General features: G+C 64.2%; 20 protein-coding genes. 13 read left to right on the top strand and 7 right to left on the bottom strand.

Going from position 1 to position 24,466, the window contains the following annotated elements:
• Window positions 1–4 precede the first annotated feature (4 nt).
• Together glcE and glcD are read right to left on the bottom strand one after the other, a co-directional pair.
• Window positions 5–1,057 (bottom strand): glycolate oxidase subunit GlcE, encoded by a 1,053-nt coding sequence (glcE, locus tag V6093_RS07415; RefSeq protein ID WP_014859094.1) that lies wholly within the window; start codon window positions 1,055–1,057, stop codon window positions 5–7.
• Entirely contained in the window at window positions 1,057–2,556 is a 1,500-nt protein-coding gene (gene glcD, locus V6093_RS07410; RefSeq protein WP_003256158.1) for a glycolate oxidase subunit GlcD, read from the bottom strand. The genes glcE and glcD overlap by 1 nt, the downstream gene beginning before the upstream one ends.
• A 194-nt stretch (window positions 2,557–2,750) precedes the next feature.
• On the opposite strand from glcD, the gene glcC reads away from it, so the two are divergent.
• Entirely contained in the window at window positions 2,751–3,515 is a 765-nt protein-coding gene (gene glcC / locus V6093_RS07405) for a transcriptional regulator GlcC (RefSeq protein ID WP_003256156.1), read from the top strand.
• A 60-nt stretch (window positions 3,516–3,575) separates the two neighbouring features.
• On the opposite strand, the gene V6093_RS07400 is transcribed toward glcC, so the two are convergent.
• Complete coding sequence (locus V6093_RS07400) at window positions 3,576–3,893, bottom strand: DUF2388 domain-containing protein (protein WP_004576019.1); 318 nt, start codon at window positions 3,891–3,893, stop codon at window positions 3,576–3,578.
• A 281-nt stretch (window positions 3,894–4,174) separates the two neighbouring features.
• On the opposite strand from V6093_RS07400, the gene V6093_RS07395 reads away from it, so the two are divergent.
• Window positions 4,175–4,801: a glutathione S-transferase family protein gene (locus V6093_RS07395; protein ID WP_012051960.1), complete on the top strand. Its 627-nt coding sequence runs from the start codon at window positions 4,175–4,177 to the stop codon at window positions 4,799–4,801.
• A gap of 42 nt (window positions 4,802–4,843) precedes the next feature.
• On the opposite strand, the gene mrdA is transcribed toward V6093_RS07395, so the two are convergent.
• A complete protein-coding gene (mrdA, locus tag V6093_RS07390; protein WP_010954574.1) occupies window positions 4,844–6,739 on the bottom strand; it encodes a penicillin-binding protein 2 in 1,896 nt (631 codons plus the stop codon).
• A gap of 561 nt (window positions 6,740–7,300) precedes the next feature.
• On the opposite strand from mrdA, the gene V6093_RS07385 reads away from it, so the two are divergent.
• From V6093_RS07385 to V6093_RS07375, 3 genes are all read left to right on the top strand, one after another.
• The gene (locus tag V6093_RS07385; protein ID WP_047603075.1) at window positions 7,301–8,641 is read left to right on the top strand and encodes an MFS transporter; all 1,341 of its coding nucleotides are present in this window, start codon (window positions 7,301–7,303) and stop codon (window positions 8,639–8,641) included.
• A gap of 102 nt (window positions 8,642–8,743) precedes the next feature.
• On the top strand, window positions 8,744–9,997 hold the full coding sequence (locus V6093_RS07380; protein WP_179053604.1) for an OprD family porin: 1,254 nt from the start codon (window positions 8,744–8,746) through the stop codon (window positions 9,995–9,997).
• A gap of 280 nt (window positions 9,998–10,277) precedes the next feature.
• The gene (locus tag V6093_RS07375) at window positions 10,278–10,991 is read left to right on the top strand and encodes a GntR family transcriptional regulator (protein WP_003256147.1); all 714 of its coding nucleotides are present in this window, start codon (window positions 10,278–10,280) and stop codon (window positions 10,989–10,991) included.
• Window positions 10,992–10,997: 6 nt separating this feature from the next.
• Here the strand turns inward: V6093_RS07375 and V6093_RS07370 are convergent, their stop codons facing one another.
• Together V6093_RS07370 and V6093_RS07365 are read right to left on the bottom strand one after the other, a co-directional pair.
• A complete protein-coding gene (locus V6093_RS07370) occupies window positions 10,998–11,948 on the bottom strand; it encodes a PDR/VanB family oxidoreductase (protein WP_047603072.1) in 951 nt (316 codons plus the stop codon).
• Between the two features lie 12 nt (window positions 11,949–11,960).
• On the bottom strand, window positions 11,961–13,028 hold the full coding sequence (locus V6093_RS07365; protein WP_406669754.1) for a Rieske 2Fe-2S domain-containing protein: 1,068 nt from the start codon (window positions 13,026–13,028) through the stop codon (window positions 11,961–11,963).
• Between the two features lie 281 nt (window positions 13,029–13,309).
• On the opposite strand from V6093_RS07365, the gene V6093_RS07360 reads away from it, so the two are divergent.
• Genes V6093_RS07360 through V6093_RS07350 form a run of 3 tightly spaced genes read left to right on the top strand, consistent with a single transcriptional unit; the run spans window position 13,310 to window position 17,482 of the window.
• Window positions 13,310–13,975, top strand: a complete 666-nt coding sequence (locus tag V6093_RS07360; RefSeq protein ID WP_019751070.1) for an ABC transporter ATP-binding protein — start codon at window positions 13,310–13,312, stop codon at window positions 13,973–13,975.
• Window positions 13,975–16,434 carry an ABC transporter permease gene (locus V6093_RS07355; RefSeq protein WP_406669753.1) on the top strand — a complete coding sequence of 820 codons (2,460 nt, stop codon included), beginning with the start codon at window positions 13,975–13,977 and terminating at the stop codon, window positions 16,432–16,434. The genes V6093_RS07360 and V6093_RS07355 overlap by 1 nt, the downstream gene beginning before the upstream one ends.
• A complete protein-coding gene (locus tag V6093_RS07350; protein ID WP_406669752.1) occupies window positions 16,424–17,482 on the top strand; it encodes a lipocalin-like domain-containing protein in 1,059 nt (352 codons plus the stop codon). The genes V6093_RS07355 and V6093_RS07350 overlap by 11 nt, the downstream gene beginning before the upstream one ends.
• A 53-nt stretch (window positions 17,483–17,535) precedes the next feature.
• On the opposite strand, the gene V6093_RS07345 is transcribed toward V6093_RS07350, so the two are convergent.
• Entirely contained in the window at window positions 17,536–18,282 is a 747-nt protein-coding gene (locus V6093_RS07345; RefSeq protein WP_003256141.1) for an enoyl-CoA hydratase-related protein, read from the bottom strand.
• 116 nt (window positions 18,283–18,398) lie between these two features.
• Here V6093_RS07345 and V6093_RS07340 point away from each other — a divergent pair, with 116 nt between their 5' ends.
• The 5 genes from V6093_RS07340 to V6093_RS07320 all read left to right on the top strand — a co-directional run bounded on the left by V6093_RS07340 (window position 18,399) and on the right by V6093_RS07320 (window position 24,464).
• Window positions 18,399–19,043: a TetR family transcriptional regulator C-terminal domain-containing protein gene (locus tag V6093_RS07340; protein WP_003256140.1), complete on the top strand. Its 645-nt coding sequence runs from the start codon at window positions 18,399–18,401 to the stop codon at window positions 19,041–19,043.
• Between the two features lie 73 nt (window positions 19,044–19,116).
• Entirely contained in the window at window positions 19,117–19,833 is a 717-nt protein-coding gene (locus tag V6093_RS07335) for a response regulator (RefSeq protein WP_003256139.1), read from the top strand.
• Window positions 19,830–20,612 (top strand): ABC transporter substrate-binding protein, encoded by a 783-nt coding sequence (locus V6093_RS07330; protein WP_108190630.1) that lies wholly within the window; start codon window positions 19,830–19,832, stop codon window positions 20,610–20,612. The genes V6093_RS07335 and V6093_RS07330 overlap by 4 nt, the downstream gene beginning before the upstream one ends.
• Window positions 20,609–22,861 (top strand): ATP-binding protein, encoded by a 2,253-nt coding sequence (locus tag V6093_RS07325; RefSeq protein ID WP_406669751.1) that lies wholly within the window; start codon window positions 20,609–20,611, stop codon window positions 22,859–22,861. The genes V6093_RS07330 and V6093_RS07325 overlap by 4 nt, the downstream gene beginning before the upstream one ends.
• 196 nt (window positions 22,862–23,057) lie before the next feature.
• Window positions 23,058–24,464 (top strand): amino acid permease, encoded by a 1,407-nt coding sequence (locus V6093_RS07320; protein ID WP_003256132.1) that lies wholly within the window; start codon window positions 23,058–23,060, stop codon window positions 24,462–24,464.
• The last annotated feature ends 2 nt before the right edge of the window (window positions 24,465–24,466 follow it).

Raw genomic sequence — 24,466 nt, 5'->3', positions numbered from 1 at the left:
GGCCTCACAGGTCCGGGTACAGGCGACCAGGGTTGAACACCCCCTGGGGATCGAGCTGCTGCTTGAGGGCGCGGTGATAGCGCATCAGTGCAACCGGCAGCGGCGGGCTGCTGGCTGCACCGGGGGCGTAGCAGGTGGCGTGGCCGCCCACCCTGGCGACCTGGTCGCGAATGGCCTGCGCCGGTGCGCAGGTCTTGAGCCAGCGCTGGGCACCCCCCCAGTCGATCAGTTGCTGGCCGGGCAGGTCCAGCTCGCCGGTGACGGTGGGTACGGACAGGCGCCACAGGGGGGCGGCGTCGGCAAAGAACGCCAGGCGCTGCTCGCGCAGGTCGCTCCAGAAGCGGTTATCGAGCGTTTCGCCCCCCAACCGCTGGCGTGCCGATTGCACCGACCCTTCGCCGCCTTCCAGGCGCAGGTACAACGTTTCGCCGTCATGGCAGGCGGCGCTGATCGGTAGCGGTTGCTGGCCCCATTCGGCCAGCTCGGCCAGCGCTTCATTGCGGCCCATCGGCAGGCGCAGGCTCAGGCACAGGCGCGGCCGTGGCAGCACTTTCAAAGAAACCTCGGTCAGCAGCCCCAGGCATCCGAAGCTGCCCGCCATCAGGCGTGACACATCGTAGCCGGCGACGTTCTTCATCACCTCGCCACCAAAGCGCAGCAGCTTGCCGTGGCCGGTGATCACCCGTGTACCCAGTACAAAGTCGCGCACCGACCCGGCCCACGGCCGTCGCGGGCCAGACAACCCGGCCGCGACCATGCCGCCCAAGGTGGCCTCGGGGCCCAGGTGGGGTGGTTCGCAGGGCAGCATCTGGCCGGCCTCGTGCAGGGCGGCCTCGATCTCGCGCAGGGGGGTACCGGCGCGGGCCGTGAGTACCAGCTCGGTGGGGTCGTAGCTGACAATGCCGCGGTGGTTGCGGGTGTCGAGTACTTCGCCGGCCACCGGGTTGCCGAGCATCGCTTTGCTGTTGCTGCCCTGGATACGCAGCGGCGTACCTTCGTTCAGCGCCTGGTTGACCTGCTCCAACAGCGTCTGGCTCATGTCGCGCTCCATGCTCATCAGAAGCGCTCCAGCTCGGGGAAGGGCAGTTGCCCTTGGTGCACGTGCAGGGCGCCGAATTCGGCGCAGCGGTGCAGGGTGGGAATGTTCTTGCCGGGGTTGAGCAGGCCCTGGGGGTCGAAGGCGGCCTTCACCGCGTGGAACAGGGTAATTTCGTCGCTGTTGAACTGCGCGCACATCTGGTTGATCTTCTCGCGCCCCACGCCGTGTTCACCGGTGATGCTGCCGCCCACCTTCACACACAGTTCCAGAATCTTGCCGCCGATCGCTTCGGCACGCGCCAGCTCGCCGGGCAGGTTGGCATCGAACAGGATCAAAGGGTGCATGTTGCCGTCGCCGGCATGGAACACATTGGCCACCCGCAGGCCGTACTCCGCGGACAGGTCGCTGATGCCCTTGAGCACCCGTGGTAACTCGCGGCGCGGGATGGTGCCGTCCATGCAGTAGTAGTCCGGGGAGATGCGCCCCACGGCCGGGAAGGCGTTCTTGCGCCCGGCCCAGAAGCGAACGCGCTCGGCTTCGTCGCAGGCCAGGCGCACCTCGCGGGCCCCGGCTTGCGTCAGCACGGCGGCGACGCGCGCGCAGTCGTCGTGAACATCGGCTTCCACGCCATCCAGTTCGCACAGCAGGATCGCCGCCGCGTCCACCGGGTAGCCGGCATGGATGAAGTCTTCAGCGGCGCGGATCGCCAGGTTGTCCATCATCTCCAGGCCGCCGGGAATGATGCCGGCAGCGATGATGTCGGCGACTGCCCGGCCGGCGTCCTCGACGCTGTCGAAACTGGCCAGTATCACCCGCGCCACCTGGGGCTTGGGCAGCAGCTTGACGGTGACTTCGGTGACGATACCGAGCATGCCTTCGGAGCCGGTGAACAATGCCAGCAGGTCGAAGCCGGGGCTGTCCAAGGCATCGCTGCCGAGGCTCAGGCGTTCGCCCTCGACCGTAAGGATGTCCACCTTGAGCACATTGTGTACGGTCAGGCCGTACTTGAGGCAGTGCACGCCACCGGCGTTTTCGGCGACATTGCCACCGATTGAGCAGGCAATTTGCGAGGAAGGGTCGGGTGCGTAGTACATACCATGGGGTGCGGCGGCCTGGGAGATGGCCAGGTTGCGTACACCCGGTTGCACGCGGGCGTAACGCCCCTGCGGGTTGACCTCGAGGATACGGTTGAAGCGTGCCATCACCAGCAGGATGCCCTTGGCCAGCGGCAGGGCACCGCCAGACAGGCCGGTACCGGCGCCACGCGCAACCACCGGTACGCCGCGCTGGTGGCAAAGCTTCAACAGCGTCTGCACCTGCTCCAGGCGCTCGGGCAGCGCCACCAGCAGTGGCACGGTGCGGTAGGCCGACAGGCCGTCGCATTCGTACGGTTTGAGGTCTTCATCGCGGTGCAGGATTTCAAGGTCCGGCAGGGCATCGCGCAGCGCCTGCAACAGGGCGGCCAGGTCCACGTTGGGCAGCGCGCCATCGACGCGTTCGTCGTACAGGATATTCATTGGCTCACTCGCAACGGTTTTTGTTGTTGTTGGCGAAGCGGTCACCGATGCAGCGTGCGCGTGCTAGCGTTTGGGGTCGAGCGAGATGTTGACTGGTCCTACCAGTTTCTTCGGGCAGTACTGTTTATTCACGGTTCTGTCTGGCTAGATTGGTGCTATAAGTCAAAGTGGTCCTACCAGCAGGGGTGTGCGCAGTGGGTACTGAAGGCAAGGCCAAGGTCGCCGACCAGGTGGCCGAACGGGTCGAGCGGCTTATCGTCGAAGGCGTGCTCAAGGTGGGCCAGGCGCTGCCATCGGAGCGGCGGCTGGTGGAAAAGCTTGGCTGTTCACGTTCGGCCTTGCGCGAGGGCCTGCGCATTCTGCGTGGGCGCGGCATCATCGACACCGAACAGGGGCGGGGTTCGTTCGTCGCCGATCTCACCGGGCAGGCGGGTGCTACGCCTTTGATGCACCTGTTCAGTTCGCAACCGCGCACGCTGTTCGACCTGCTGGAGGTCAGGGCGTTGCTGGAGGCTGAGTCGGCGCGGCTGGCAGCGTTGCGGGCTACCGACGTCGACCGCCTGCTGATCCGCCGGCGCTACGAAGAAATGCTGGCTGCGCACGAGGCTGCGCAGGCGCTCGATGCCCGTGAGCATGCCCGCCGTGACCATGCCTTTCACCGGGCGATCAGTGAGGCGTCGCATAACCCAGTGCTGGTGCATACCCTGCAATCGCTCAGTGACCTGACGTTGAGCACGGTGTTTGCGTCGGTCAACAACTTGTACTGCCGGCCAGCGCAGAAACGCCAGATTGATCGGCAGCATGCGCGGTTGTACCGCGCAGTCATGGAGCAACTGCCCGAGCAGGCGCAGCGGGCGGCGCGTGAGCATATCAACGGCATACGCGACAGTTTGCGGGAGATCGAGCAGGAAGAACAGCGCCTGGTCAGGGCGACCATGCGTATGGATGGCTGGGGGTGAAGCGGCCCTGTACCGGCCCTCTCGCGTCGAACCGCCGCGAAAGGGCCGGTACAGGTTTACTCAATGGTCAGCCACAGGGTCATCTTGCGACAAGATGGCCCGGGCCAGCTCTTCATCGTTGGCCTGCAACCCAGGATGGTCCTTGCGGACCTGTTCAAGCGCCGACTCCACATAGGCGCCGCGGATGGCACCGCCGCTGGCGACGAACGCTGAAAGTTCGTCACGGGCCGGGATGATCCGTTTGTCATCCTTGAAGGTCGAATACAGCGAAGCGGAAATACCGGCCGAGGTGGCGACGTCGCCCGCATCGACGCGGGCCAGGGCAGCACCGGCAGGCATCAGGAGCAGCAGCGCAGGGGCGAGCAGTAGGTGGCGCATGTCGTGTTCTCCAGTAACGTGAAGCACAGGGAAATAAACCACTCAGTGTCTAAGACGGTTGAGGCGTTCGGGTAGTTCCCTTCTGCTGGCAGGAGCGTGGCGGGGATGAAGGTGAACCTGCCGCTGACGATATGGCTGAACGCACGGTTCTCAAGGTGTCGACGGAGCGCGTCATGGATTGACCGCGTCGGGACGCGCGTGATTTGCTTGGGTGGAGGGGCTTCGCGGGCAAACCCGCAGAGCGCCCTGCCGATCATTCAAAGGAAACTGAAGGTTCGCCCATGTCCGACTACAGGCTGCATTGCTTCGCCGAATCCGGCAACGCCTACAAGGCTGCGCTCATGCTTGAACTCACCGGCCAGAACTGGCAGCCGGTGTTCGTCGACTTCTTCCATGGCCAGACGCGTGAGCAAACCTGGCGCGATGAGGTGAACGAGCAGGGCGAGGTGCCGGTGATGGAGCATGCTGGCAAGCGCTTCACCCAGTCTGCGCTGATTCTGGAATACCTTGCCGAACAGACCGGCCAGTTCGGGCCCCGTGATGAAGATGAAAAGCGTGAGATCTGGCGCTGGATGCTGTTCGACAACCATAAATTCACCAGCTATTACGCTGCGCTGCGCTTCCTGTTCTGCCTGAAAAACACCGGCGAAACCGATGTCACGCGGTTCCTGCGCGAGCGTGCCACGGCGGCTTACCGTATTGTCGACGCGCACCTGGCGAAGACGCCATTCATGGTCGGTGGCCGGTTGACCATTGCCGACCTGTCGTTGGCGGGGTATGTGTTCATGCCAGAAGACACCGGTATCCCGTTGGCAGCGTTCACGCACATCGAGGCCTGGAAAGCCCGTATCCAGGCGCTGCCGGGGTGGAAACACCCGTATGAGCTGATGCCGCGCACGGCATCCTGACTCATTCGCGACTAAAGCCGCCTGCACAGCGGCTACGCCAAATCATGTGTGTGGCACACCCCGAGTGGGTGCGCCGCCCGCATACTCCGGCTTCAGGTGCCCTTGCTCATCCAGCAGATAAGCATCCATCACTTCCCGCACCACCGGCCCTGCGACCCGGCCTCCAGCCTCACCGTTCTCGATCATGACCGCCACCACCACACTGGGGTGCTCAGCCGGAGCAAAGCCGACAAACAGGGCGTTGTCGCGGTGGCGCTCCAGGGTCTTGTTGCGGTTGTAACGCTCACCCTGTTTGATCGCCACCACCTGCGCGGTACCACTCTTGCCGGCGATCCGATACTGCGCGCCTGCTGCTGCGGCGCGGGCAATGCCGCGCGGGTCGTGCATGACCATCTGCATGCCCTGGCTGACCTGGTCCCAGGCATGCTTGTCGTGCAGCACGATGTCGGGCATGGGGTTTGGGTCGATCGGCGTATCGCCACCCACGGTCATGGCCAGGTGCGGGCGGTGCCACACGCCCTTGCTTGCCAGCAGGCTGGTGGCCTGGGCAAGTTGCAGGGGGGTGACCTGCATGTAACCCTGGCCAATGCCAAGGATCAGCGTCTCGCCCGGGAACCAGGCCTGGCGTCGTGTGGCGCGCTTCCACTCGGCCGAGGGCATCAGCCCGGAGGCTTCCTCGAACATGTCCAGCGACACCTTCTGGCCCAGGCCGAACTCGGCCATGTAGTCGTGCAGGCGGTCGATACCCAGCTTGTGCGCCAGGTCGTAGAAGTAGGTGTCGTTGGAGCGCATGATGGCGGTGTACATGTCCACCCAGCCGTCGCCGCTGCGGTTCCAGTTGCGGTACTTGTGGTCATAGTTGGGCAGTTCGTAGTAGCCCGGGTCGAACACCCGGCTGCCAGGGGTGATCACCCCGCTGTCGAGGCCAGCGATGGCCACTTCAGGCTTCACGGTCGAGCCAGGCGCATACAGGCCGCGCAGGACGCGGTTGAACAGTGGGCGGTCGATGGAGTCGCGCAGCGCGGCATACTGCTTGAAGCTGATGCCCTTGACGAACAGGTTGGGGTCGAAGCTGGGGTTGCTGACCATCGCCAGTACGTCACCATTGGCCGGGTCCAATACCACCACCGAGCCACGGCGGTCACCCAGCGCTTTTTCTGCGGCTATCTGCAAATGGGCGTCCAGGGTGAGGACTATATCCTGCCCAGGGGTCGGGTCCTTGTGGTTGAGCACGCGCATCACCCGACCCTGAGCGTTGGTCTCGACCTCTTCGTAGCCCACGTGGCCATGCAGCTGGCTTTCGTAAAAGCGCTCGATGCCGGTTTTGCCAATCGATTGGGTGCCGCGGTACTCCGTGCTGTCGAGCGTCTTGGCTTCTTTCTCGTTGATGCGTCCCACATAGCCCACTGAATGCGCGAAATGCCCGGCCAGTGGATACTCGCGGATGAACTGCGGCTCCACCTCCAGGCCCGGCAGGCGGAACTGGTTCACCGCTACCAGGGCGATCTGCTCCTCGCTCAAGCCCACCATAAGGGTCACGGGCTCGAACGGTTTGCGGCCGCGGCGCAGGTCCTTGTCGAACTGCTTACGGTCGTCTTCGGTCAGGCCCAGCACCTGCGTCAGGGTGTCGAGCACCTTGGCCGAGTCGCCGCCGGCCCGCTCGCGAGTCATGGTCAGGTCGAAGCTGGGCTTGTTGTCGGCCAGTACCACGCCGTTGCGGTCGTAGATCAGCCCGCGTTCGGGGGCGATGGGCAGCACGTGCACGCGGTTGTTTTCCGACACGGCCGTTTGTTGGTCATGCTGCAGCACTTGCAGCACATAGAGCCGGCCCACCAGAACAGCACACAGGCTGAACACCATGGCAGCGCAGGCCAGAAGCCGACGGTTGACCAGGTGTTTTTCCTTTTCGTGGTCCTTTAACGGGATGGGTTGCGGCATCTGTGAATCGATCCTGAGGGGTGGCAATACGCGCGCGATCGGGTCGCGGATGCTACGCAACCCGCACCGCACCCTCAAGGCGAGTCCCGGCTGCCGGCTGGCTGGCATCGGCTGTGCGCCCCATGATCAGGGCGCTGAGGGGGAACATGAAGATTTGTTCATTGCGTAGTCATGGTGGTGAGTCAAGGGGTGGTTTTTGATGGTTTGTGGATCCATAATTCGATTGTGTTCGTTAATCGAACATCAAGTTTCTTTGGTTTTAAATTTATAACCTATTGAATTTAATTATAAAAAATATGATTTTTCCTAACGATGAGCTGAGGTTGGTCGCGCCTGATTGATAGGCAGTGCTTTCGTAACGTTGTCTGTGGATCCATTATCTGGTTGATTAGCGCCTGACAACGGCCGGAGCCCTCCTGCCGTATGCGATAACAATTACAAAAAGGGTCCAGTCATGAATGGCTATCCAGCGGCACTGAACCGTCAGGGTTCCTCCCGTTGCGCCTGCGCGTGCGCATCGTTCCTCTCGCCTGTGGCCAAGCCTGGCCGGCAGGTGACCCCATGAATACCGATCTCAAGCAACGTCTGGACAACGACCCGATGGGTCGCTTTCAGTGCCTGGCCATTGGTATTTGCATCATCCTCAACATGATCGATGGCTTCGACGTGCTGGTCATGGCCTTCACCGCCGCCTCGGTGTCTGCCGAGTGGGGCCTGAATGGGGCGCAGGTAGGGCTTCTGCTCAGTGCCGGCTTGTTCGGTATGGCGGCCGGGTCATTGTTCATCGCGCCGTGGGCTGACCGCTTTGGCCGACGCCCGCTGATCCTGCTGTGCCTGGCGCTGTCCGGTATCGGCATGCTGCTCTCGGCACTGAGCCAGAGCCCGCTGCAACTGGCGCTGCTGCGTGGCCTGACCGGGCTGGGCATCGGTGGCATCCTGGCCAGCAGCAATGTGATTGCCAGTGAATATGCCAGCAAACGCTGGCGCGGCTTGGCGGTGAGCCTGCAGTCCACTGGCTATGCGCTGGGTGCGACCCTGGGCGGTTTGCTGGCGGTATGGCTGCTGGGGCATTGGGGCTGGCGCTCGGTATTTCTGTTTGGCGGCATCGTCACCGTACTGGTAATCCCGCTGGTACTGCTGTGGTTGCCAGAGTCGCTGGACTTTCTGCTGGCACGCCGGCCGGCCAATGCGCTGGCCCGGGTCAACCGCCTGGCCGTACGCCTCGGCCAGCCGGCATTGGCGCAACTGCCGGCTGTTGCCGCACGGGCAGAAGGTGCCAGCAGGGGTTTCAAGCAGCTGCTGGCGCCGGCCATGCGCCGCACCACGCTGGTGATCTGGTTGCTGTTCTTCCTGGTCATGTTCGGCTTCTACTTCGTCATGAGCTGGACGCCGAAACTGTTGGTGGCCGCCGGCTTGTCGGCCCAGCAAGGCATCACCGGCGGGGTGCTGTTGAGCGTGGGCGGCATCCTTGGCGCGGCGCTGATCGGCGGCCTGGCTTCGCGCTGGCCACTGACGCGCGTGCTGGCGTTGTTCATGCTCATTACCGCCGCGCTGCTGGTGCTGTTCGTGGCCAATGGCGCCTCGGTCACTGCGGCGCTGGCGTTGGGCCTGCTGATCGGGCTGTTTTCCAACGGCTGCGTGGCTGGGCTGTATGCCTTGTCGCCGGTGGTCTATGACGCATCGGTACGCGCCACCGGCGTGGGTTGGGGGATCGGCATCGGCCGCATGGGCGCAATCCTGTCGCCGACCGTGGCTGGCGTGCTGCTCGATGGTGGCTGGCAACCCCTGCATCTGTATGGCGTGTTCGCCAGCGTGTTCGTGCTTGCCGCGGGTTGCCTGCTGCTGTTGCGCCCAACGGCCAAGCCTGCGTCTGCCTTGTCTGCTGATGCACTGAGCCACTGAGTGCAACCCGGCCTGGCCGGGTATCTGAATGCAACTTACTGCTCCGGGTCATGCTGGCCTGGGGCGGTCTGCTGCGCCTATTGAACGCGGAGAACAATAATAATGATGGACACAACTTGTACGCTGGCCCGTTCGGTCCTGGCAGTTTCGCTGGCGTTTGGCCTTGGTTTGCCGGCCTGGGCGCAAGAGGGGGGCTTCTTTGAAGATGCCAAGGGTGGGCTGACACTGCGCAACTACTACTTCAACCGCGATTTCCGCGACCCGGGGGCCGCCAAGGGCAAGGTTGAAGAATGGGCCCAGGGTTTCATCTTCAAGTTCAGCTCGGGCTACACCCCGGGGCTGATCGGTTTTGGCCTGGACGGTATCGCCCTGTTCGGCGTGAAGCTGGACAGCGGCGGCGGTACCAGCGGCTCAGAACTGTTGCCGGTGCACGATGACGGGCGAGCGGCCGACGACTACGGTCGGGCCGGGCTGGCGGCGAAGCTGCGTATGTCTGCGACCGAGCTGAAGGTGGGGGAGTTGTTGCCGGATATTCCACTGCTGCGTTACGACGATGGCCGCCTGCTACCGCAGACTTTCCGTGGTGCCATGCTCGACTCGCGGGAAATCGAAGGCCTGAGCCTGCAGGCCGGCCAGTACCGCGAGGTGAGCCTGCGCCACTCTTCGGACATGCAGGACCTGTCTGCCTGGGCCGCGCCCGGGGTCACCTCGGACGGCTTCAACTACGCCGGCGCCGAGTACCGCTTCAACCAGCAGCGAACACTGATCGGCGCCTGGCACTCGCAGTTGGAGGACATCTACCAGCAAAGCTACTTCAACCTGCTGCACAGTCAGCGGGTAGGGGAGTGGACGTTGGGGGCCAACCTTGGCTACTTCATCGACCGGGATGACGGACAGGCGCGCATCGGCGACATCCAGAGCCGCACCGGCTACGCCTTGTTGTCAGCTTCGCACAGTGGCCACACGCTGTACCTGGGGTTGCAGAAGGTCAGTGGCGACAGTCAGTGGATGTCGGTGTACGGCAGCAGTGGGCGAACCTTGGGCAACGACATGTTCAACGGCAACTTCAGCAATGCTGACGAGCGTTCGTGGCAAGTGCGTTACGACTACAACTTTGCCGCGCTCGGTGTGCCAGGGCTGCTGGCCATGGTGCGGTACGGGCATGGCGAGAACGCCACCACGGCGGCGGGCAGCAATGGCAAGGAGTGGGAGCGCGATACCGAGGTGAACTACACCTTCCAGAGCGGGTTTTTGAAGAACCTCAACATCCGGCTGAACAACGCGACCAACCGGCGCAGCTTCAACAGCGACTTCGACCAGACGCGACTGATCGTCAGCTACCCGCTGACCTTGTAGGAACGGGTTCAGCCGCGAACACCGGCGCAGCCGGTGCCATGTTCCGTGTTGCCTGCTTCGCGGGTAAACCCGCTCCTACATCTACGGCGCCTGTTTCGAGACAGGTTGGTTTCTTGGCGCGCGCTCTGCCCGTAGGAGCGGGTTCACCCGCGAACACCGGCGCAGCCGGTGCCATGCACCGCGTCGCCTGCTTCGCGGGTAAACCCGCTCCTACAACAGGTCAGCAGCAACCCCACGGCTTGCGCTAAGATGCCCGCTCATGTCTTTGGAAGTCGCCTGGATGAGCAAACCCGGTCAGATGGTGCTGGTTGCGTTGCGCAAGATGATCGCTTCAGGCGAGCTGGCGGCCGGCGAGCGCTTGATGGAAGTCCCAACCGCTGAACTGTTCGGCGTTTCACGCATGCCGGTGCGCATGGCATTTCGCACCCTCGAACAGGAAGGCCTGCTGGTGCGCTTTGGTGGCCGGGGGTTTCAGGTGCGTTCGGTCAGCGCCGATGACATCGCGGGTGCGGTCGAGGTGCGCGGTGTGCTGGAGGGGTTGGCGGCGCGTCAGGCTGCAGAACGTGGCTTGTCGGTGCAAGCACGCGCTGCGCTGCAACAGTGCCTGGTCGACGGCGATCAGCTGTTCGACAAGGGCTTTGTGAGCGAAGACGACTTGCAGGTCTATCACGACCTGAACATGCGCTTTCATCAGGTGATCATCGACGCCAGCCACAACCCGGCCATTGCCGTTGCCCTGGCGCGCAACGACCACCTGCCATTCGCCTCGGTTACCGCACTGGCGGTGGACCGCCATGATCTGGCTCGCGAGTACCGGCGCTTCAACTTCGCCCACATGCAGCACCACGCCGTGTTCGACGCCCTGGTCAACCGCCAGGGTGCCCGCGCCGAAGCGATCATGCGCGAGCACGCCAATGCCACCTTGCGCTATGCCGAAACCTTTGGTGGGGCAGCGGCGGACGCGGGCATGAAAGTCATCCTGCCCTCGTCGTAAGCCGGGTCAGATGTCCAGCACCAGCAGTGGCGTCTTCGAGCGCGAGCAGCAGGGCGTGAACTGATCGTTCAGGGCCTGTTCCTCTTCAGTGAGAAACAGATCGCGATGGTCCGGTGTGCCCTGCAGCACGCGTGTCAGGCAGGTGCCGCAAATACCCTGCTCGCACGACATGGCGATCTCGATACCGTTCTCTTCCAGCACCTGCACCACGGTCCGGTCGGCTGGCACCTCGAACACCTGGCCCGTGCTGCCCACCTGCACCGAGAAACTGCCATCGTTGCTGGCATCCACCGGTGCTGCGGCGAAGTACTCGCGGTGCAGGTTGGCCTCCTCCCAGCCCAAGCCCTTCGCGCTGTCCAGCACATGCTGCATGAACCCGCCCGGCCCGCACACATACAGGTGCACATCAGCTTGCGGGTTGCCCAGCACCTGGGCGATGTCCAGCGCCGTTTCCGGCTGCTCGTCAAAATGCACGAACAGCCGATCAGCGAACGGCGCGCTGCGGATCCGCTCGACAAACGCCGCCCGCTCGCTGGAGCGGGCACAGTAGTGCAGCTCGAAGGCCTGGCCGCAGTGGGACAGCTGCTCGGCCATGCACAGGATTGGGGTAATGCCGATGCCGCCGGCAAACAGCACACTGCGCTGCGCCCCCTCGGCCAGCGGGAACAGGTTGCGCGGCGCACTGATACGCAGCCGGGCACCGGCCTGCACCTGCTCGTGCAGGCTACGTGAGCCGCCCCGCGAAGCCGGGTCGTTGAGCACGCCTATCAGATAGCGATGGCGTTCTTCGGGGTGGTTGCACAGCGAATACTGGCGCACCAGCCCGTCGGGCAGGTGCACGTCGATATGGGCGCCGGCGCTGAACGCCGGCAGCAGGCTGCCATCTGCCGCTGCCAGCTCGAAGCTGCAGATTCCCTGCGCTTCATCGTTACGGGATACCACTACGGCATCGATCATGTCGGCTGTTCCTCAGACAGGGGTGGCGCTGGTGGCGATCAGTTGCGGCTGCGGCGCACGCTCTTTGGCGATGATCCGCTCCAGCACTTTGCGTGACTGCACGCCGCCGGCATCGATGTTCAGCTTCAGCAAGTTGCGCTCGGGGTGGGCCAGCAGGTTCTGCTGCTGGCGTTCGAGCATTTCCAGGTCTTCGCTGAAAATCTTGCCCTGGCCCTCACGAATGTTGTCGGTCAGAGTCTGGTCGTGCGCAGCGAAATTGCGTGCCATGCCCCAGAAGTACCAGATCGAGGTATCGCTTTCTGGGGTGATGAAGTCGACGACGATGCTCGATGCCTTGTGCTGTGCCTCGGCGTGGTAGCCGCCCTTGCCGGCATGCGCTACACCCACTTCGATCAGCACATGGCTAGGTGGGGTGAAACGGCAGATCTGCCAGCGGTCCACCGGTACATCGTCGGCCAGGCCGTTGCCACGCAAGGCCATGCGCCAGAACGGCGGCGCCATGATGTTTTCCATGTGCCGGGCGGTGACCACTTCGTCGCCGGTGACGGTGGTCACCGGCGGTGCCTCGTCGATCTCCTTCTGGCCGATGCTGGAGGCGTGCACATAGGTTTCATGGGTGAGGTCCATGAGGTTGTCGATCATCAGGCGGTAGTCGCAACCGATGTGGAACAGCCCGCCGCCGTAGGCCCACTCATCACTCACCGCCCATTCCAGATGCGGAATCAGCGCCGGGTCGGCCTGCGCCTGGTCACCGGGCCAGACCCAGATGAAGCCATAGCGCTCGACGGCCGCAAAGGTCTTGTTGCAGGGGAAACCACGCACCCGTTGGCCCGGCATCGACACGGTCTTGCCGTCGCAACCCATCACCAGGCCGTGGTAGCCGCACACCAGGTTGCCGTCCTCGACATAGCCCAACGACAACGGTGCGCCGCGGTGCGGGCAGAAGTCCTCGACGGCGGCGACTTGGTTCTCGCGGGCGCGGTAGAACACGATTTTTTCCCCGCAGATCTGCCGGCCCAGGGGTTTGGTGGCGATTTCGTCGGGGGTGCAGGCGACGTACCAGGTGTTTTTAGGGTACATGGGAGGCTCTCCGGGGTTTTGTTTTTATTTAATGGATCCATTAAGGCTGCGACTGGCGGGCATGGTCAATGCATTTTGCTTTGTTAATGCGGATTCTGTGCGATTATCGGTTTTTAGTGGATCCATTGAAGGGGCGCCCCTGCGATTCGAGGGGGCGGCTGCAGCAGCACGTCGTCTGAACAGGAAGGCACCGGCGAGATCGATCAAAGCGGCCAGTGCAGGAGCAGGCTTGGCCGAACCTGCTATGCCTAAAGGGACACCCCACCCATCAAGGCCACTCGATGCTAGCCATCGAACAACTCTACAAATCATTCCCCACCCCCCAAGGCCCGCTTCCCATATTGCAGGGGGTGGACATGCGCCTGGCGCGGGGCAGCAGCCTGGCGCTGATGGGCGAGTCGGGCAGCGGCAAGAGCACTTTGCTGCACCTGGTGGCTGGCCTGGACCGAGCGGACAGCGGCCGTATTCTGATCGACGATGTTCCGCTCGATGGCCGTTCGGAAGCGTCGCTGGCGCAGTGGCGGCGGGAGGGGATTGGCCTGGTGTTTCAGCAGTACAACCTGATCAGCAGCCTGGACGTGGGCCTGAACCTTACGTTCCAGGCCCGCCTCGCCGGGCGGCATGACCCGCATTGGGCGGCTTACCTGGCGCAGCGCCTGGGCCTGGCGGACCTGCTTGAGCGTTACCCGGAACAACTGTCTGGCGGCCAGCAGCAGCGGGTCGCCATCGGCCGTGCACTTGCCGGGCGCCCGGCCTGGCTGTTGGCTGACGAACCGACCGGCAGCCTCGATGAAGCCAGCAGTGACGAGGTGCTGAGTTTGTTGCTGCAGTTGGTCGCCGAAGCCGGCAGCGGGGTACTGATGGTGACCCACAGCCCGCGGCTGGCGGCGCGTTTGCAGCACCGTTGCTACCTGCAGGCCGGCCGTGTGCGGCCCGAGCAGGGCTGATGAAGCTTTTGTCGCTGGCCCTGTTGGCGCTGCTCAGCCACTGGCGGCGCCATCGTGTGCAGTGCTTCAGCATCTTCACTGGCCTGTGGCTGGCCACGGCCTTGTGGACCGGTGTGCAGGCATTGAACAGCCAGGCACGCAGCGACTATGCCCGGGCCAGCGCGGTATTGACCGGGCCGCTGCAGGCGCAACTGATCGCGCGCAATGGCGAGCGCTTCGATCAGGCGTTGTACGTGAAACTGCGCAGGCAGGGCTGGGCTGTTTCGCCGGTGCTGGAAGGGCGCTTGCGCTTGCCGGGCGAGCCCGCACGCAGTGTGCGACTGATCGGCATCGAGCCGTTGAGCCTGCCGCCTGCCAGCAGCGTTGCCGGGGTGCAGGTGCAGGCATTCGACCTGCAAGCGTTCATCGGCACGCCCGGGCAAGCCTGGGTTGGGCCAGACACCTTGCGTCAACTGAACAAAAGCCCCGGGCAGCCGACCCGCGACAGTGAAGGGCAGTTGCTGCCGCCTTTGGTTTTGCAGCCTGCGTTGGCACCCGGGGTCATCGTGGTGGACATCGGCCACGCGCAGACGTTGCTGAACGCACCGGGGCAGTTGTCTCGTCTGCTGCTGGCTGATACGCCCGGGCCGTTGCCTGCGGATATTGCCCGCCACCTTGAACTGCAGCCGCGGCAGGACGATGGCGGCTTGCAGCGCCTCACCGACAGTTTCCACCTCAACCTGACCGCCCTCGGCCTGCTGGCGTTCGTTGTCGGCTTGTTCATTGCCCACGCCGCGATCGGTCTGGCGCTGGAGCAGCGCCGTGGGCTGATCCGCAACCTGCGCGCGTGCGGCATCAGCCTGAAGACCCTGCTGGGTGCCCTGGTGCTGGAGCTGGGCCTGTTCGCGGCAGTGGGTGGGCTGGCCGGGGTGGTCAGTGGTTACGCATTGGCCGCGTGGCTGTTGCCCGACGTGGCCGCCAGCCTGCGTGGTCTGTATGGCGCCCAGGTCGCCGGCACGTTGAGCCTGCCGGCGGGGTGGTGGCTGCTGGGTGTGCTGGTGAGTGTACTCGGGGCATTGCTGGCCGGCCTGCAAAGTGTAATGCGCGCTGCCCGATTGCCTTTGCTGGCGCTGGCGCAACCCCAGGCCTGGCGACTGGCGCAGGGGCCGTGGTTGCAACGGCAGGCTTTGCTAGCGGGCCTGCTGCTGTTGCTGGCCTTGGGCTGTGGTGTATTCGGGGCTGGCCTGCTTAGCGCGTTCGGCATGCTGGCAGGGTTGTTGCTGGCGGCGGCGCTGCTGTTGCCGGCGTTGCTCGATCGGGTACTGGCCTGGCTGGCGCGTCGTTGCCACCGGCCATTGGCGCAATGGTTCGTGGCTGACAGCCGCCAGCAGCTGCCAGCCTTGAGCCTGGCGTTGGTCGCCCTTTTGCTGGCGCTGGCTGCCAGTGTTGGCGTGGGCAGCATGACCGAGGGTTTTCGCAAGACGTTTGTCGGTTGGCTTGACCTGCGCCTCTCCGCCGACCTGTATGTCACCCCGCGGGACACGGCCCAAGGCTTGCAGATAATCGAGTGGCTCAAGCAGCAGCCCGGGGCCAGCGTGGTCCTGCCCGGCTGGCGTGCAGACATGCAGCTGCAAGGTTGGCCGGTGCAAGTGCAGGGCATTGTCGATCACCCCGCCTATCGAACGCGCTGGCCATTGCTGGAACAGCATTCGCGCGCCTGGCAGCAACTGGCCAGCGGACAAGGCGTGATGCTCAGTGAGCAGTTGGCCAGGCGACTGAACCTGCAACTGGGCGACAGCCTGAAGCTGCCCGCAGACACGCCAGCCTTGCCCGTGGTCGGGATCTACGCCGATTACGGCAACCCCAAGGGGCATGTACTGGTCAATGCCGGCTGGTTGCGCGCCCACTGGCCACAGGCAACCCTGGCCGGCTTGAGTGTCGACCTGAGCGCTGAACGGGTGCCGGTGCTCAAGGCCGCGCTGCAACAGCACTTTGCCCTGGATGACAGCCGGGTGGTCGAGCAGGCGCGCCTGAAACGCTGGTCAACCGACGTTTTCAACCGCACCTTTGCCGCCACCGCAGCCCTCAACAGCCTTACCCTTGGCGTGGCTGGTGTGGCGTTGTTCATCAACCTGCTGACCCTGGGCCAGGCCCGGCTGGGCCAGTTGGCACCGCTGTGGGCGCTGGGGGTGCGGCGCATGCAACTGGTCTGGCTGAGCCTGGGGCAGACACTCATGCTAAGCAGCTTCACCGTGTTGCTGGCAATCCCGCTTGGGCTGTTGCTGGCCTGGTGCCTGGTCGCAGTGGTGAACGTGCAGGCCTTCGGCTGGCGCTTACCGCTGTATGTGTTCCCCATGCAACTGCTGCAGTTGACCGTGCTGGGCATGTTCACCAGCCTGCTGGCCTGCGCCTGGCCGCTGTGGCAACTGGCGCGCCGCCAGCCGCGCGAACTGTTGAGGCCGTTGGCCGATGAAGCTTAATGCGTGGCTGTTGCTGACCGGGTTGTTGTTGTGCGGTTGTGATCAGCCAGCACCGCAGAGCTATGCCGGGCTCGGGCAGCAGGCTGGCGAGTTTAGCCAGGTGACCCGCGATCATCGTCTGGTATTCCCGCATGACCACGGTCCCCACGACGGCTTTCGTATCGAGTGGTGGTATGTCACCGCTAACCTCAAGGACGCCCAGGGCCGAGATTGGGGCGCCCAGTGGACACTGTTCCGCTCTGCCCTGCGCCCCGGCCTGGAGACCACCGACTGGAACAGCCCGAACCTCTGGATGGGGCATGCAGCACTGACCGGGCCGGGTGGCCATCAGGCTGCTGAAACCCTGGCGCGGGGTGGTGTCGGCCAGGCCGGCGCGCAGGCCCAGCCGTTTCGCGCATGGATCAATGACTGGGTGTTACAGGGCCGGGGCGGCATTGAAGACCTGCAGATGGTCGCAAGTGGCGAAGGTTTTCGCTATGACTTGCAGTTGCACAGCGATCTTCCCTTGGTGCTGCATGGTGAGCAGGGCTACAGCGAAAAATCAGGCAAGGGCCAGGCTTCGTACTATTACAGCCAGCCGTTCTACCAGGTCCAGGGGCAGGTCCAGCGTGGCAGCCTGTGCATCGCGGTTACCGGGCAGGCCTGGCTGGACCGGGAATGGAGCAGTCAGCCGCTGGCGCCCGGGCAGACCGGCTGGGACTGGTTTTCCCTGCACCTGGACAGTGGCGCCAAGCTGATGCTGTTCCAGGTACGGGAGGCCCACGGGGAACCGTATCGCGCCGGGACCTGGGTAGGGCCACAAGGGGACGTGATGGCACTGGACGCCGCACAGATCCAGCTGCAGGCCCTGGCCTGGTCTGCGCAGAAAAACGGCAAGCAGGTGCCCACGCGTTGGCGGGTGCAAGTGCCGGAGCATGGGGTGGATGTGCAGGTCGATGCCGTTGAGCCGCAGGCGTGGATGCAGACACGGTTCCCGTATTGGGAAGGGCCGGTACGCTTGAACGGGAGTGCGGGCGGGCGCGGGTATCTGGAGATGACCGGGTACTAGTGCAACAACGTTTGCGCAAGACAGTTGCGCCCATGAAGATCGCGCCAGCCCCTTCAACCCTTGATCAGCCCTCGCAGCACGGCCCGCGCTTCTTCAGTACGCAGGCATTCGATGAACAGTCGGCTTTCCCGCGCCACCGTGGCCTCCAGCTCCGCCCGCTGGCTGTCCTTGAGCAGCCGCTTGCTGATCCGCAGTGCCGCCTGCGGGTAGCCTTGCAGCTGCCGCGCCAGCGTGCGGGCAGCGTCCAGGCACTGTTCGCCGTTTTCATGCAGCTCATTGGCCAGCCCCCAGGCCAGCATCTGTTCGCCATCCAGCAATGCATTGGTCAGCAGCAAGCGTGCCGCCCTGGCCTGGCCAAGCACACGCGGTAGCAGCAGGCTGGAACCAAACTCCGGGCACACACCCAGCGGCGCGAAAGGCATGCGCAGCTTGGTCGAGCGGCTGACCAGCACCTGGTCGCAGTGCAGCAACAGGGTGGCCCCGATGCCGATCGCCGCACCACTGACCGCTGCGATCAGCGGCTTGTCCAGGCCCATGACCACCCGCATCAGGCGGAACACCGGGCTGTCCAGGTCGCTGGGTGGGTTGTCGAGGAAGTCGCGAAGGTCGTTGCCAGCGCTGAAGCAGTGCGGCCCACCGGTGATGATGATGGCATCGACAGCGGGGTCTTCACCTGCCGCCAGCAACAGGTCGCCCAGCAGCTGGTACATGGCAGTGTTCAGGGCATTGAGCTTGTCGGGGCGGTTGAAGGCCAGGGTCAGCAGGCCTTGGTCCAGCTCGCGTGTGATCAGGTCGTTCATGGCAGCCGCTTTTGTTGTTGTGAGGGGGCCCTGCCGGGCAGTGGCGCTTAGGGTTTATCACGCAGTCCGGCTTGTTGTACAGTCGTTCAGTCCAGCCCCTAACCAGAGACCCACCGATGACTCAGGAAGCCCGCTACCACCGCATGCTGCCGGAACTGCGCAAAGCCAACCTGGTCGAGGCGACCCTGGTGTGCCTCAAGCGCCATGGTTTCCAGGGGGCTTCAATCCGCAAGATCTCGGCCGAGGCCGGGGTCTCGGTCGGGCTGATCAGCCACCATTACGCGGGCAAGGACGAACTGGTGGCAGAGGCTTACATGGCCGTCACCGGTCGGGTGATGGGTTTGTTGCGCGAGGCCATGGCCCAAGCTGCGCCCAATGCCCGCGAGCGGTTGTCGGCGTTCTTCCGTGCCTCGTTCTGCGCCGAGCTGCTCGACCCGCAATTGCTCGATGCCTGGCTGGCCTTCTGGGGCGCGGTGAAGACCGCCGACGCGATCAACCAGGTGCACGACCACTCCTACGGCGAGTACCGCAACGAACTTGGCCGGCTACTGGCCAGACTGGCCGAGGAGGAGGGCTGGCAGGGCTTCGATGCCGACCTGGCGGCCATCAGCCTGAGCGCCTTGCTCGACGGCCTGTGGCTGGAGTCGGGCCTGAACCCCGGCACCTTCAGCCCCGAGCAGGGCGTGATCATCTGCGAGGCGTGGGTCGACGGCCTGCAGGCCGGCGGCCGGAGGCGCTTCAGCCTGCCCGAGGGCTGTTGATCACCTGTTCAGTAACGAGTACGCTGCTGTCGCGAGTGTGTAGAACAACACCAATAAAAAGAGACAACACGCAATGACGCCTCGGGTATTGATCGTCGATGACGATCCGCTTATTCGTGACTTGCTGCAGGCCTACCTGTCCCAGGAGGGCTACGACGTACACTGCGCCGACACCGCGGAAAGGGCCGAAGCCCTGCTTGCCAGCCAGGATGTCGACCTGGTGCTGCTGGACATCCGCCTGCCCGGCAAGGACGGCCTCACCCTGACCCGCGAACTGCGGGTGCGCTCGGAGGTTGGCATCATCCTCGTCACCGGACGCAATGACGACATAGACCGCATCGTTGGCCTGGAATGCGGTGCAGATGACTACGTGATCAAACCACTCAACCCCCGCGAGCTGGTGTCCCGGGCGAAAAACCTGATCCGCCGCGTGCGCCATGCCCGCGAGGCGCACCCCGCCCCGGCCTGCGCGCAATCGCTGAAGCAGTTCGCCGACTGGGCGCTGGATACCGACCGCCGGCGCCTGATCGACGCCCGTGGCGGGCAAACCCTGCTGACCCACGGCGAGTTCCAGTTGCTCAGCGTGTTCCTGCGCAACAGCGGCCACACCCTCAGCCGCGACCAGTTGATGGACCAGATTCGCAACCGCGAGTGGGTGCCCAACGACCGCTCCATCGACGTGCTGGTCGGCCGCCTGCGGCGCAAGCTGCATGACGACCCGGCCGAACCGCAGTTGATCATCACCATTCACGGCACCGGCTACCTGTTCACTGCCAGCGTGGCAGCATGATTCATCGCGCCTGGCGATTGGCGCTGGCCTTGACGTTGCCCACCCTGCACGCCAGTGCCAGTGAGCCGGTGCGTTACTGTGACTACCCGGTGTACCCGCCCATTTCCTGGAGCGACGGCCACCAGGTGCGCGGCCTGGCCCCAACCGTGGTGCGTGAACTGTTCGCGCGCATGGGCTACGAGGTGCAAACCGTGGTGCTGGGCAACTGGAAGCGCTGCCTGATGGACGCCGCCGCCGGGCGGGTGGACGTGGTCCTGGCCTACAACAGCGACCAGCGTGACCAGCGCATGCGTTTTTCCACGGAGCCGGTGGTGCGCGAGGAAGTGGCCGTGTTCTACAACCGCAAGCGGCCGGTGCAGTTCCAGCAGCTGGAGGACCTGGCGGGTTACCGTGGCGGCCTGTTGTACGGCGAAAGCTACGGCGCCGAATTCGACCGCTTCGTCGCCCGGCATCAGAACATCGAGCGGGTGTCTTCCAGCCAGCAGAACTTCGGCAAGCTGATCCGCGGGCGCATCGACTACGTGATCCAGGAGCGGCGCACCGGCCAACTGTTCATCGAGCACCTGCCCGGCGCGCAGGACATCCGCGTATTGCCCAGCGCGCTGAGCGTGGACTACCTGCGGGTAGCCGTATCGCGGCAATCACCCCTGAGCCAGCACATGGACGAAATCGACGCGCAGTTGCGGCGCATGAACCAGGCTGGCGAGATCGCGCGCTGGCTGGAGCAGAGCGAGGTTACCTACCGCGACATGATCAACCTGCCGGCAGATGCCCGATGATTCGCCTGCACACCGATGGCCTGCTGCGCCGCCTGCTGCGGTTCATCCTGTTGTTCAGCCTGTGCTTTACCGTACTGGCCAGTAGCGTGCAGCTGTATTTCGAATACCGCCGCGAGATGCGCGACATCGAGGCGCGCATGGCGTTGATCCGCGCAGGCTACCTCGCCAGCCTGGAGCGCAGCCTGTGGGACTTGGACGAGGCGCAGCTGGATACGCAATTGCGCGGCCTGGTGGATTTTTCCGACGTGGCCCGGGTGCGCTTGGTTAGCGATGATTTTCAACTGCTGCGAGGGGAGGCCGAACCCAAGGGGCCGCTGCGCATCGAGCGCTTCCCCCTGGATTATCAGCCCCCCTCGGGCCCCGCCAGGCACCTGGGTGAGCTTGAAGTGAGTATCGACTTGGGTGCGGTGCACCATCGGTTGTATGCCACCGGCCTTGCCAGCCTGCTGTGGATGGGCGTGTTCCTGTGTGGCCTGGCAGTGGCGCTGTCGGGGCTGTTCTATCGCCTGGTCACCCGCCATCTGCAAGTGATGGCCGAGTTCGCCCGGCGTATTGGCGCCGGCCAATGGCAGGAACCGTTGCGCCTGGGGCGCCGCCGTTCATCGCGCCCTGACGAGATCGACACGGTGGCCAATGCCCTGGACGATATGCGCCGCGCCATCCTCAGCGACATTGAACGCCGCGAACGCGACCGCCTGGCGTTGCAAGACAAGCGCGACGAACTACAGGCCATGGTCGAACGACGTACCGCCAGCCTGGCCCGGGCCAAGGATGACGCCGAGGCCGCCAACCTGGCCAAGTCACGCTTCCTGGCGACCATGAGCCACGAACTGCGCACCCCGCTCAACGGTATCCTGGGCATGGCCGAGCTGCTACGCGGTGGCGGGCTGGAAGCGGCCGACCGTCAGCGCCTGGAAGCCTTGTACAAGGCCGGCGAGGGGCTGTTGGCGATTCTCAACGAAGTGCTGTATTTCGCCCGGCTCGAAGAAGGTGAGAGCCGCGCCGAGCTGGTCGGTTTTTCGCTGCGCCAGTTGTGCCAGGAAGTGCTGGCGCTGCTCGAACCCATGGCCGCGGACAACGGCGACACACTGCATCTGGAGATTGATGAGCAATTAGCCGGTTACCAGCACGGCGCCGAGCAGTACCTGCGTCAGGTGCTCAGCAACCTGCTGGCCAATGCCATCAAATTCACCGAGCACGGCCAGGTGCGGCTCAAGGTGCAGGTGCTGGTCAGCGATGCGACCACGCAGCGCCTGCGGCTGTCGGTCAGTGACAACGGCATCGGCATCGAGCCGGCCGTACAGGCAAAAATCTTCGACCGCTTCGTCCAGGCCAGCGAGGCCGTGGCACGCCGCTACGGCGGCACCGGTCTGGGATTGGCGATCTGCAAGCACCTGGTGGAAAAGCTGGGGGGCTGCATTGGCCTGGACAGTGTACAAGGGCAGGGCAGCTGCTTCTGGTTCGAACTCGACATCGCCCTTGGGCAGCCGGTTGCGGCTAATACCCCAGCCCAGTCGGTCAGCGCCAGCCTGGATATCCTGGTGGTCGAGGACGTCGCGCTGAACCGTGAGGTGGCGAGCGGCCTGCTGGTGCGCGATGGCCACCGGGTGAGCTTTGCCGAGGATGCCGGGCAGGCCCTGCAGTTGTGCGCACAGCGGCGCTTCGACCTGATCCTGCTGGACGTTCACCTGCCCGGCATGAGCGGGGTGGAACTGTGCCGGCAGCTTCGCGCCACCCCCGGGCCTAACCACCACAGCCGGATAGTGGCGCTGACCGCTGGCGTGCAACCGGGGCAACTGTCGGATTATCTGGAAGCCGGCATGCAAGGTGTGCTGGCCAAGCCCCTGCGGCTGGCCAACCTGCGCCAGGCGCTGGCCGACGCAACGCCGACTGAAGAGGCCGGTATTGACGCAAACATGGACTGGTCGCTGCTGGCCACCCACCGCTCGCTGCTGGGCGAGCAGAAGCTGCAGGGCCTGCTGAATGTGTTGCGCCAGTCACTGGAGCAGCACGCCACGGCGTTGGCCGAGGCGCTGCCGGCCCAGGACTTTACCGAGGTGCTGCACCTGGCCCATCGCCTGGCCGGCAGTTGCGACTCCCTGGGTTTTTCTGGCCTGGCTGCGCTGTTGCGACGCCTGGAAGACGCCGCCCGCCAGCATGATGGGCAGGCGCTGAACGCACTGGCCGAGCCACTGGCAAGCCAGCTCGGCCAGGCCCGTGCGACCCTGGAACAGTTGATCCAGAGCTGACGTACAAAAAACTTACGACTTTTTACATCTTCGATCCGTTCGTACAACGGCGTCTTACATCCGTTTCCAATAATCCATGGCAACCGTGTTGCACACGGTCCATGAGGCTTATTGGAGACAAGAATAATGACATGCCGTAGCGCTCAGCCCCTCGTTCGCATCGCCACACGTACCTGCCGCAATGGTGAGGTGCGCCATGACTGACAACGTTGAAAAGATCCAGCTCACCCGCGCCCTGAAAAGCCGACACATCTTCATGCTGTCGCTGGGTGGGGTTATTGGAACCGGCCTGTTCATGGGCTCGGGCGTAACCATCAATCAGGGTGGGCCGGTGGGCGCGATCCTGGCTTACCTGGTCGCGGGCTTGCTGATGTACCTGGTGATGGTCTGCCTGGGTGAGCTGTCGGTGCAGATGCCGGTGTCCGGTTCGTTCCAGGCCCACGCCACCAAGTACATTGGCCCGGCCACCGGCTTCATGATCGGCTGGGTGTACTGGATGAGCTGGGCCACCACCGTAGGCCTGGAGTTCACCGCTGCCGGCATGCTGATGACCCGCTGGTTCCCGGAGGTGCCGATCTGGTACTGGTCGGCGCTGTTCGTGGTGGTGCTGTTCGGCCTCAACGCCCTGGCCACGCGTGCCTTTGGCGAGGCTGAGTACTGGTTCTCGGGCATCAAGGTGGCAACCATCCTCGGCTTCATCGTCATTGGCCTGCTGGTGATCTTCGGTGCCATCCCCCTGAGCAGCGGGGCACCCGCACCGATGCTGAACAACCTGGTGGGCGAATCGCTGTTCCCCCACGGCCTGTCGGCAGTGTTCGCGGTGATGATGACCGTGGTCTATGCCTTCCAGGGTTGCGAAATCATGGGGGTGGCGGCTGGTGAGACCGAGCACCCGGAAAAAAGCATCCCGCGGGCGGTGCGCAATGTGGTGTTCCGCGTGCTGATCTTCTATGTGCTGGCGATTGCCGTGCTGTCGGCCATTGTGCCGCACGAGCAGGCCGGGCTGATGGAAAGCCCGTTCGTGCAGGTGTTCGATATGGTCGGCATCCCTTACGCCGCCGACTTGATGAACTTCGTCATCCTCACGGCCATCCTCTCGGTGGGCAACTCCGGGTTGTATGCCTCCACGCGCATCCTCTGGGCCATGTCCAAGACTGGCATGGCACCGAAAAGCCTGTCGCCGCTGAGCAAGCGTGGCGTGCCGCTGCGGGCGCTCAGCATCACCCTGTGCTTTGCGCTGATTTCGCTGATGACCAGCTTCGTTGCGGCTGACACGCTGTTCATGGTGCTGATGGCGGTAAGCGGTATGTCCGGCACCGTGACCTGGATCGTCATCGCCCTGGCGCAGTACCGCTTCCGCAAGGCCTGGCTGCGCGACGGCGGGCAACTGCAGGACCTGAAGTACAAGGCGCCGCTGTACCCGCTGGTGCCGCTGCTGTGCATCACCCTGTGCAGCTCGCTGTTCGTGTTCCTGGCGCTGGATGAAACCCAACGACCGTCGCTGTATTGGGGCTTTGGCTTCATTGCCCTGTGCTATGCGGCGTACTTCTTCGTCAACCGCCGCCGGCAGGGGGCCTTCGCACCCAGCGCACCAGGGGTTTGACG

Source organism: Pseudomonas putida group bacterium ESBL64, assembly GCF_045277175.1.
GTDB lineage: Bacteria > Pseudomonadota > Gammaproteobacteria > Pseudomonadales > Pseudomonadaceae > Aquipseudomonas > Aquipseudomonas alloputida.
This window is presented reverse-complemented; position numbering and strand designations above follow the sequence as displayed.

Coding starts and splice junctions, on each gene's coding strand:
- glcE (WP_014859094.1), bottom strand. CDS start 1,057: ATGAGCATGGAGCGCGACATGAGCCAGACGCTGTTGGAGCAGGTCAAC.
- glcD (WP_003256158.1), bottom strand. CDS start 2,556: ATGAATATCCTGTACGACGAACGCGTCGATGGCGCGCTGCCCAACGTG.
- V6093_RS07400 (WP_004576019.1), bottom strand. CDS start 3,893: ATGCGCCACCTACTGCTCGCCCCTGCGCTGCTGCTCCTGATGCCTGCC.
- V6093_RS07395 (WP_012051960.1), top strand. CDS start 4,175: ATGTCCGACTACAGGCTGCATTGCTTCGCCGAATCCGGCAACGCCTAC.
- mrdA (WP_010954574.1), bottom strand. CDS start 6,739: ATGCCGCAACCCATCCCGTTAAAGGACCACGAAAAGGAAAAACACCTG.
- V6093_RS07385 (WP_047603075.1), top strand. CDS start 7,301: ATGAATACCGATCTCAAGCAACGTCTGGACAACGACCCGATGGGTCGC.
- V6093_RS07380 (WP_179053604.1), top strand. CDS start 8,744: ATGATGGACACAACTTGTACGCTGGCCCGTTCGGTCCTGGCAGTTTCG.
- V6093_RS07375 (WP_003256147.1), top strand. CDS start 10,278: ATGAGCAAACCCGGTCAGATGGTGCTGGTTGCGTTGCGCAAGATGATC.
- V6093_RS07370 (WP_047603072.1), bottom strand. CDS start 11,948: ATGATCGATGCCGTAGTGGTATCCCGTAACGATGAAGCGCAGGGAATC.
- V6093_RS07365 (WP_406669754.1), bottom strand. CDS start 13,028: ATGTACCCTAAAAACACCTGGTACGTCGCCTGCACCCCCGACGAAATC.
- V6093_RS07360 (WP_019751070.1), top strand. CDS start 13,310: ATGCTAGCCATCGAACAACTCTACAAATCATTCCCCACCCCCCAAGGC.
- V6093_RS07355 (WP_406669753.1), top strand. CDS start 13,975: ATGAAGCTTTTGTCGCTGGCCCTGTTGGCGCTGCTCAGCCACTGGCGG.
- V6093_RS07350 (WP_406669752.1), top strand. CDS start 16,424: ATGAAGCTTAATGCGTGGCTGTTGCTGACCGGGTTGTTGTTGTGCGGT.
- V6093_RS07345 (WP_003256141.1), bottom strand. CDS start 18,282: ATGAACGACCTGATCACACGCGAGCTGGACCAAGGCCTGCTGACCCTG.
- V6093_RS07340 (WP_003256140.1), top strand. CDS start 18,399: ATGACTCAGGAAGCCCGCTACCACCGCATGCTGCCGGAACTGCGCAAA.
- V6093_RS07335 (WP_003256139.1), top strand. CDS start 19,117: ATGACGCCTCGGGTATTGATCGTCGATGACGATCCGCTTATTCGTGAC.
- V6093_RS07330 (WP_108190630.1), top strand. CDS start 19,830: ATGATTCATCGCGCCTGGCGATTGGCGCTGGCCTTGACGTTGCCCACC.
- V6093_RS07325 (WP_406669751.1), top strand. CDS start 20,609: ATGATTCGCCTGCACACCGATGGCCTGCTGCGCCGCCTGCTGCGGTTC.
- V6093_RS07320 (WP_003256132.1), top strand. CDS start 23,058: ATGACTGACAACGTTGAAAAGATCCAGCTCACCCGCGCCCTGAAAAGC.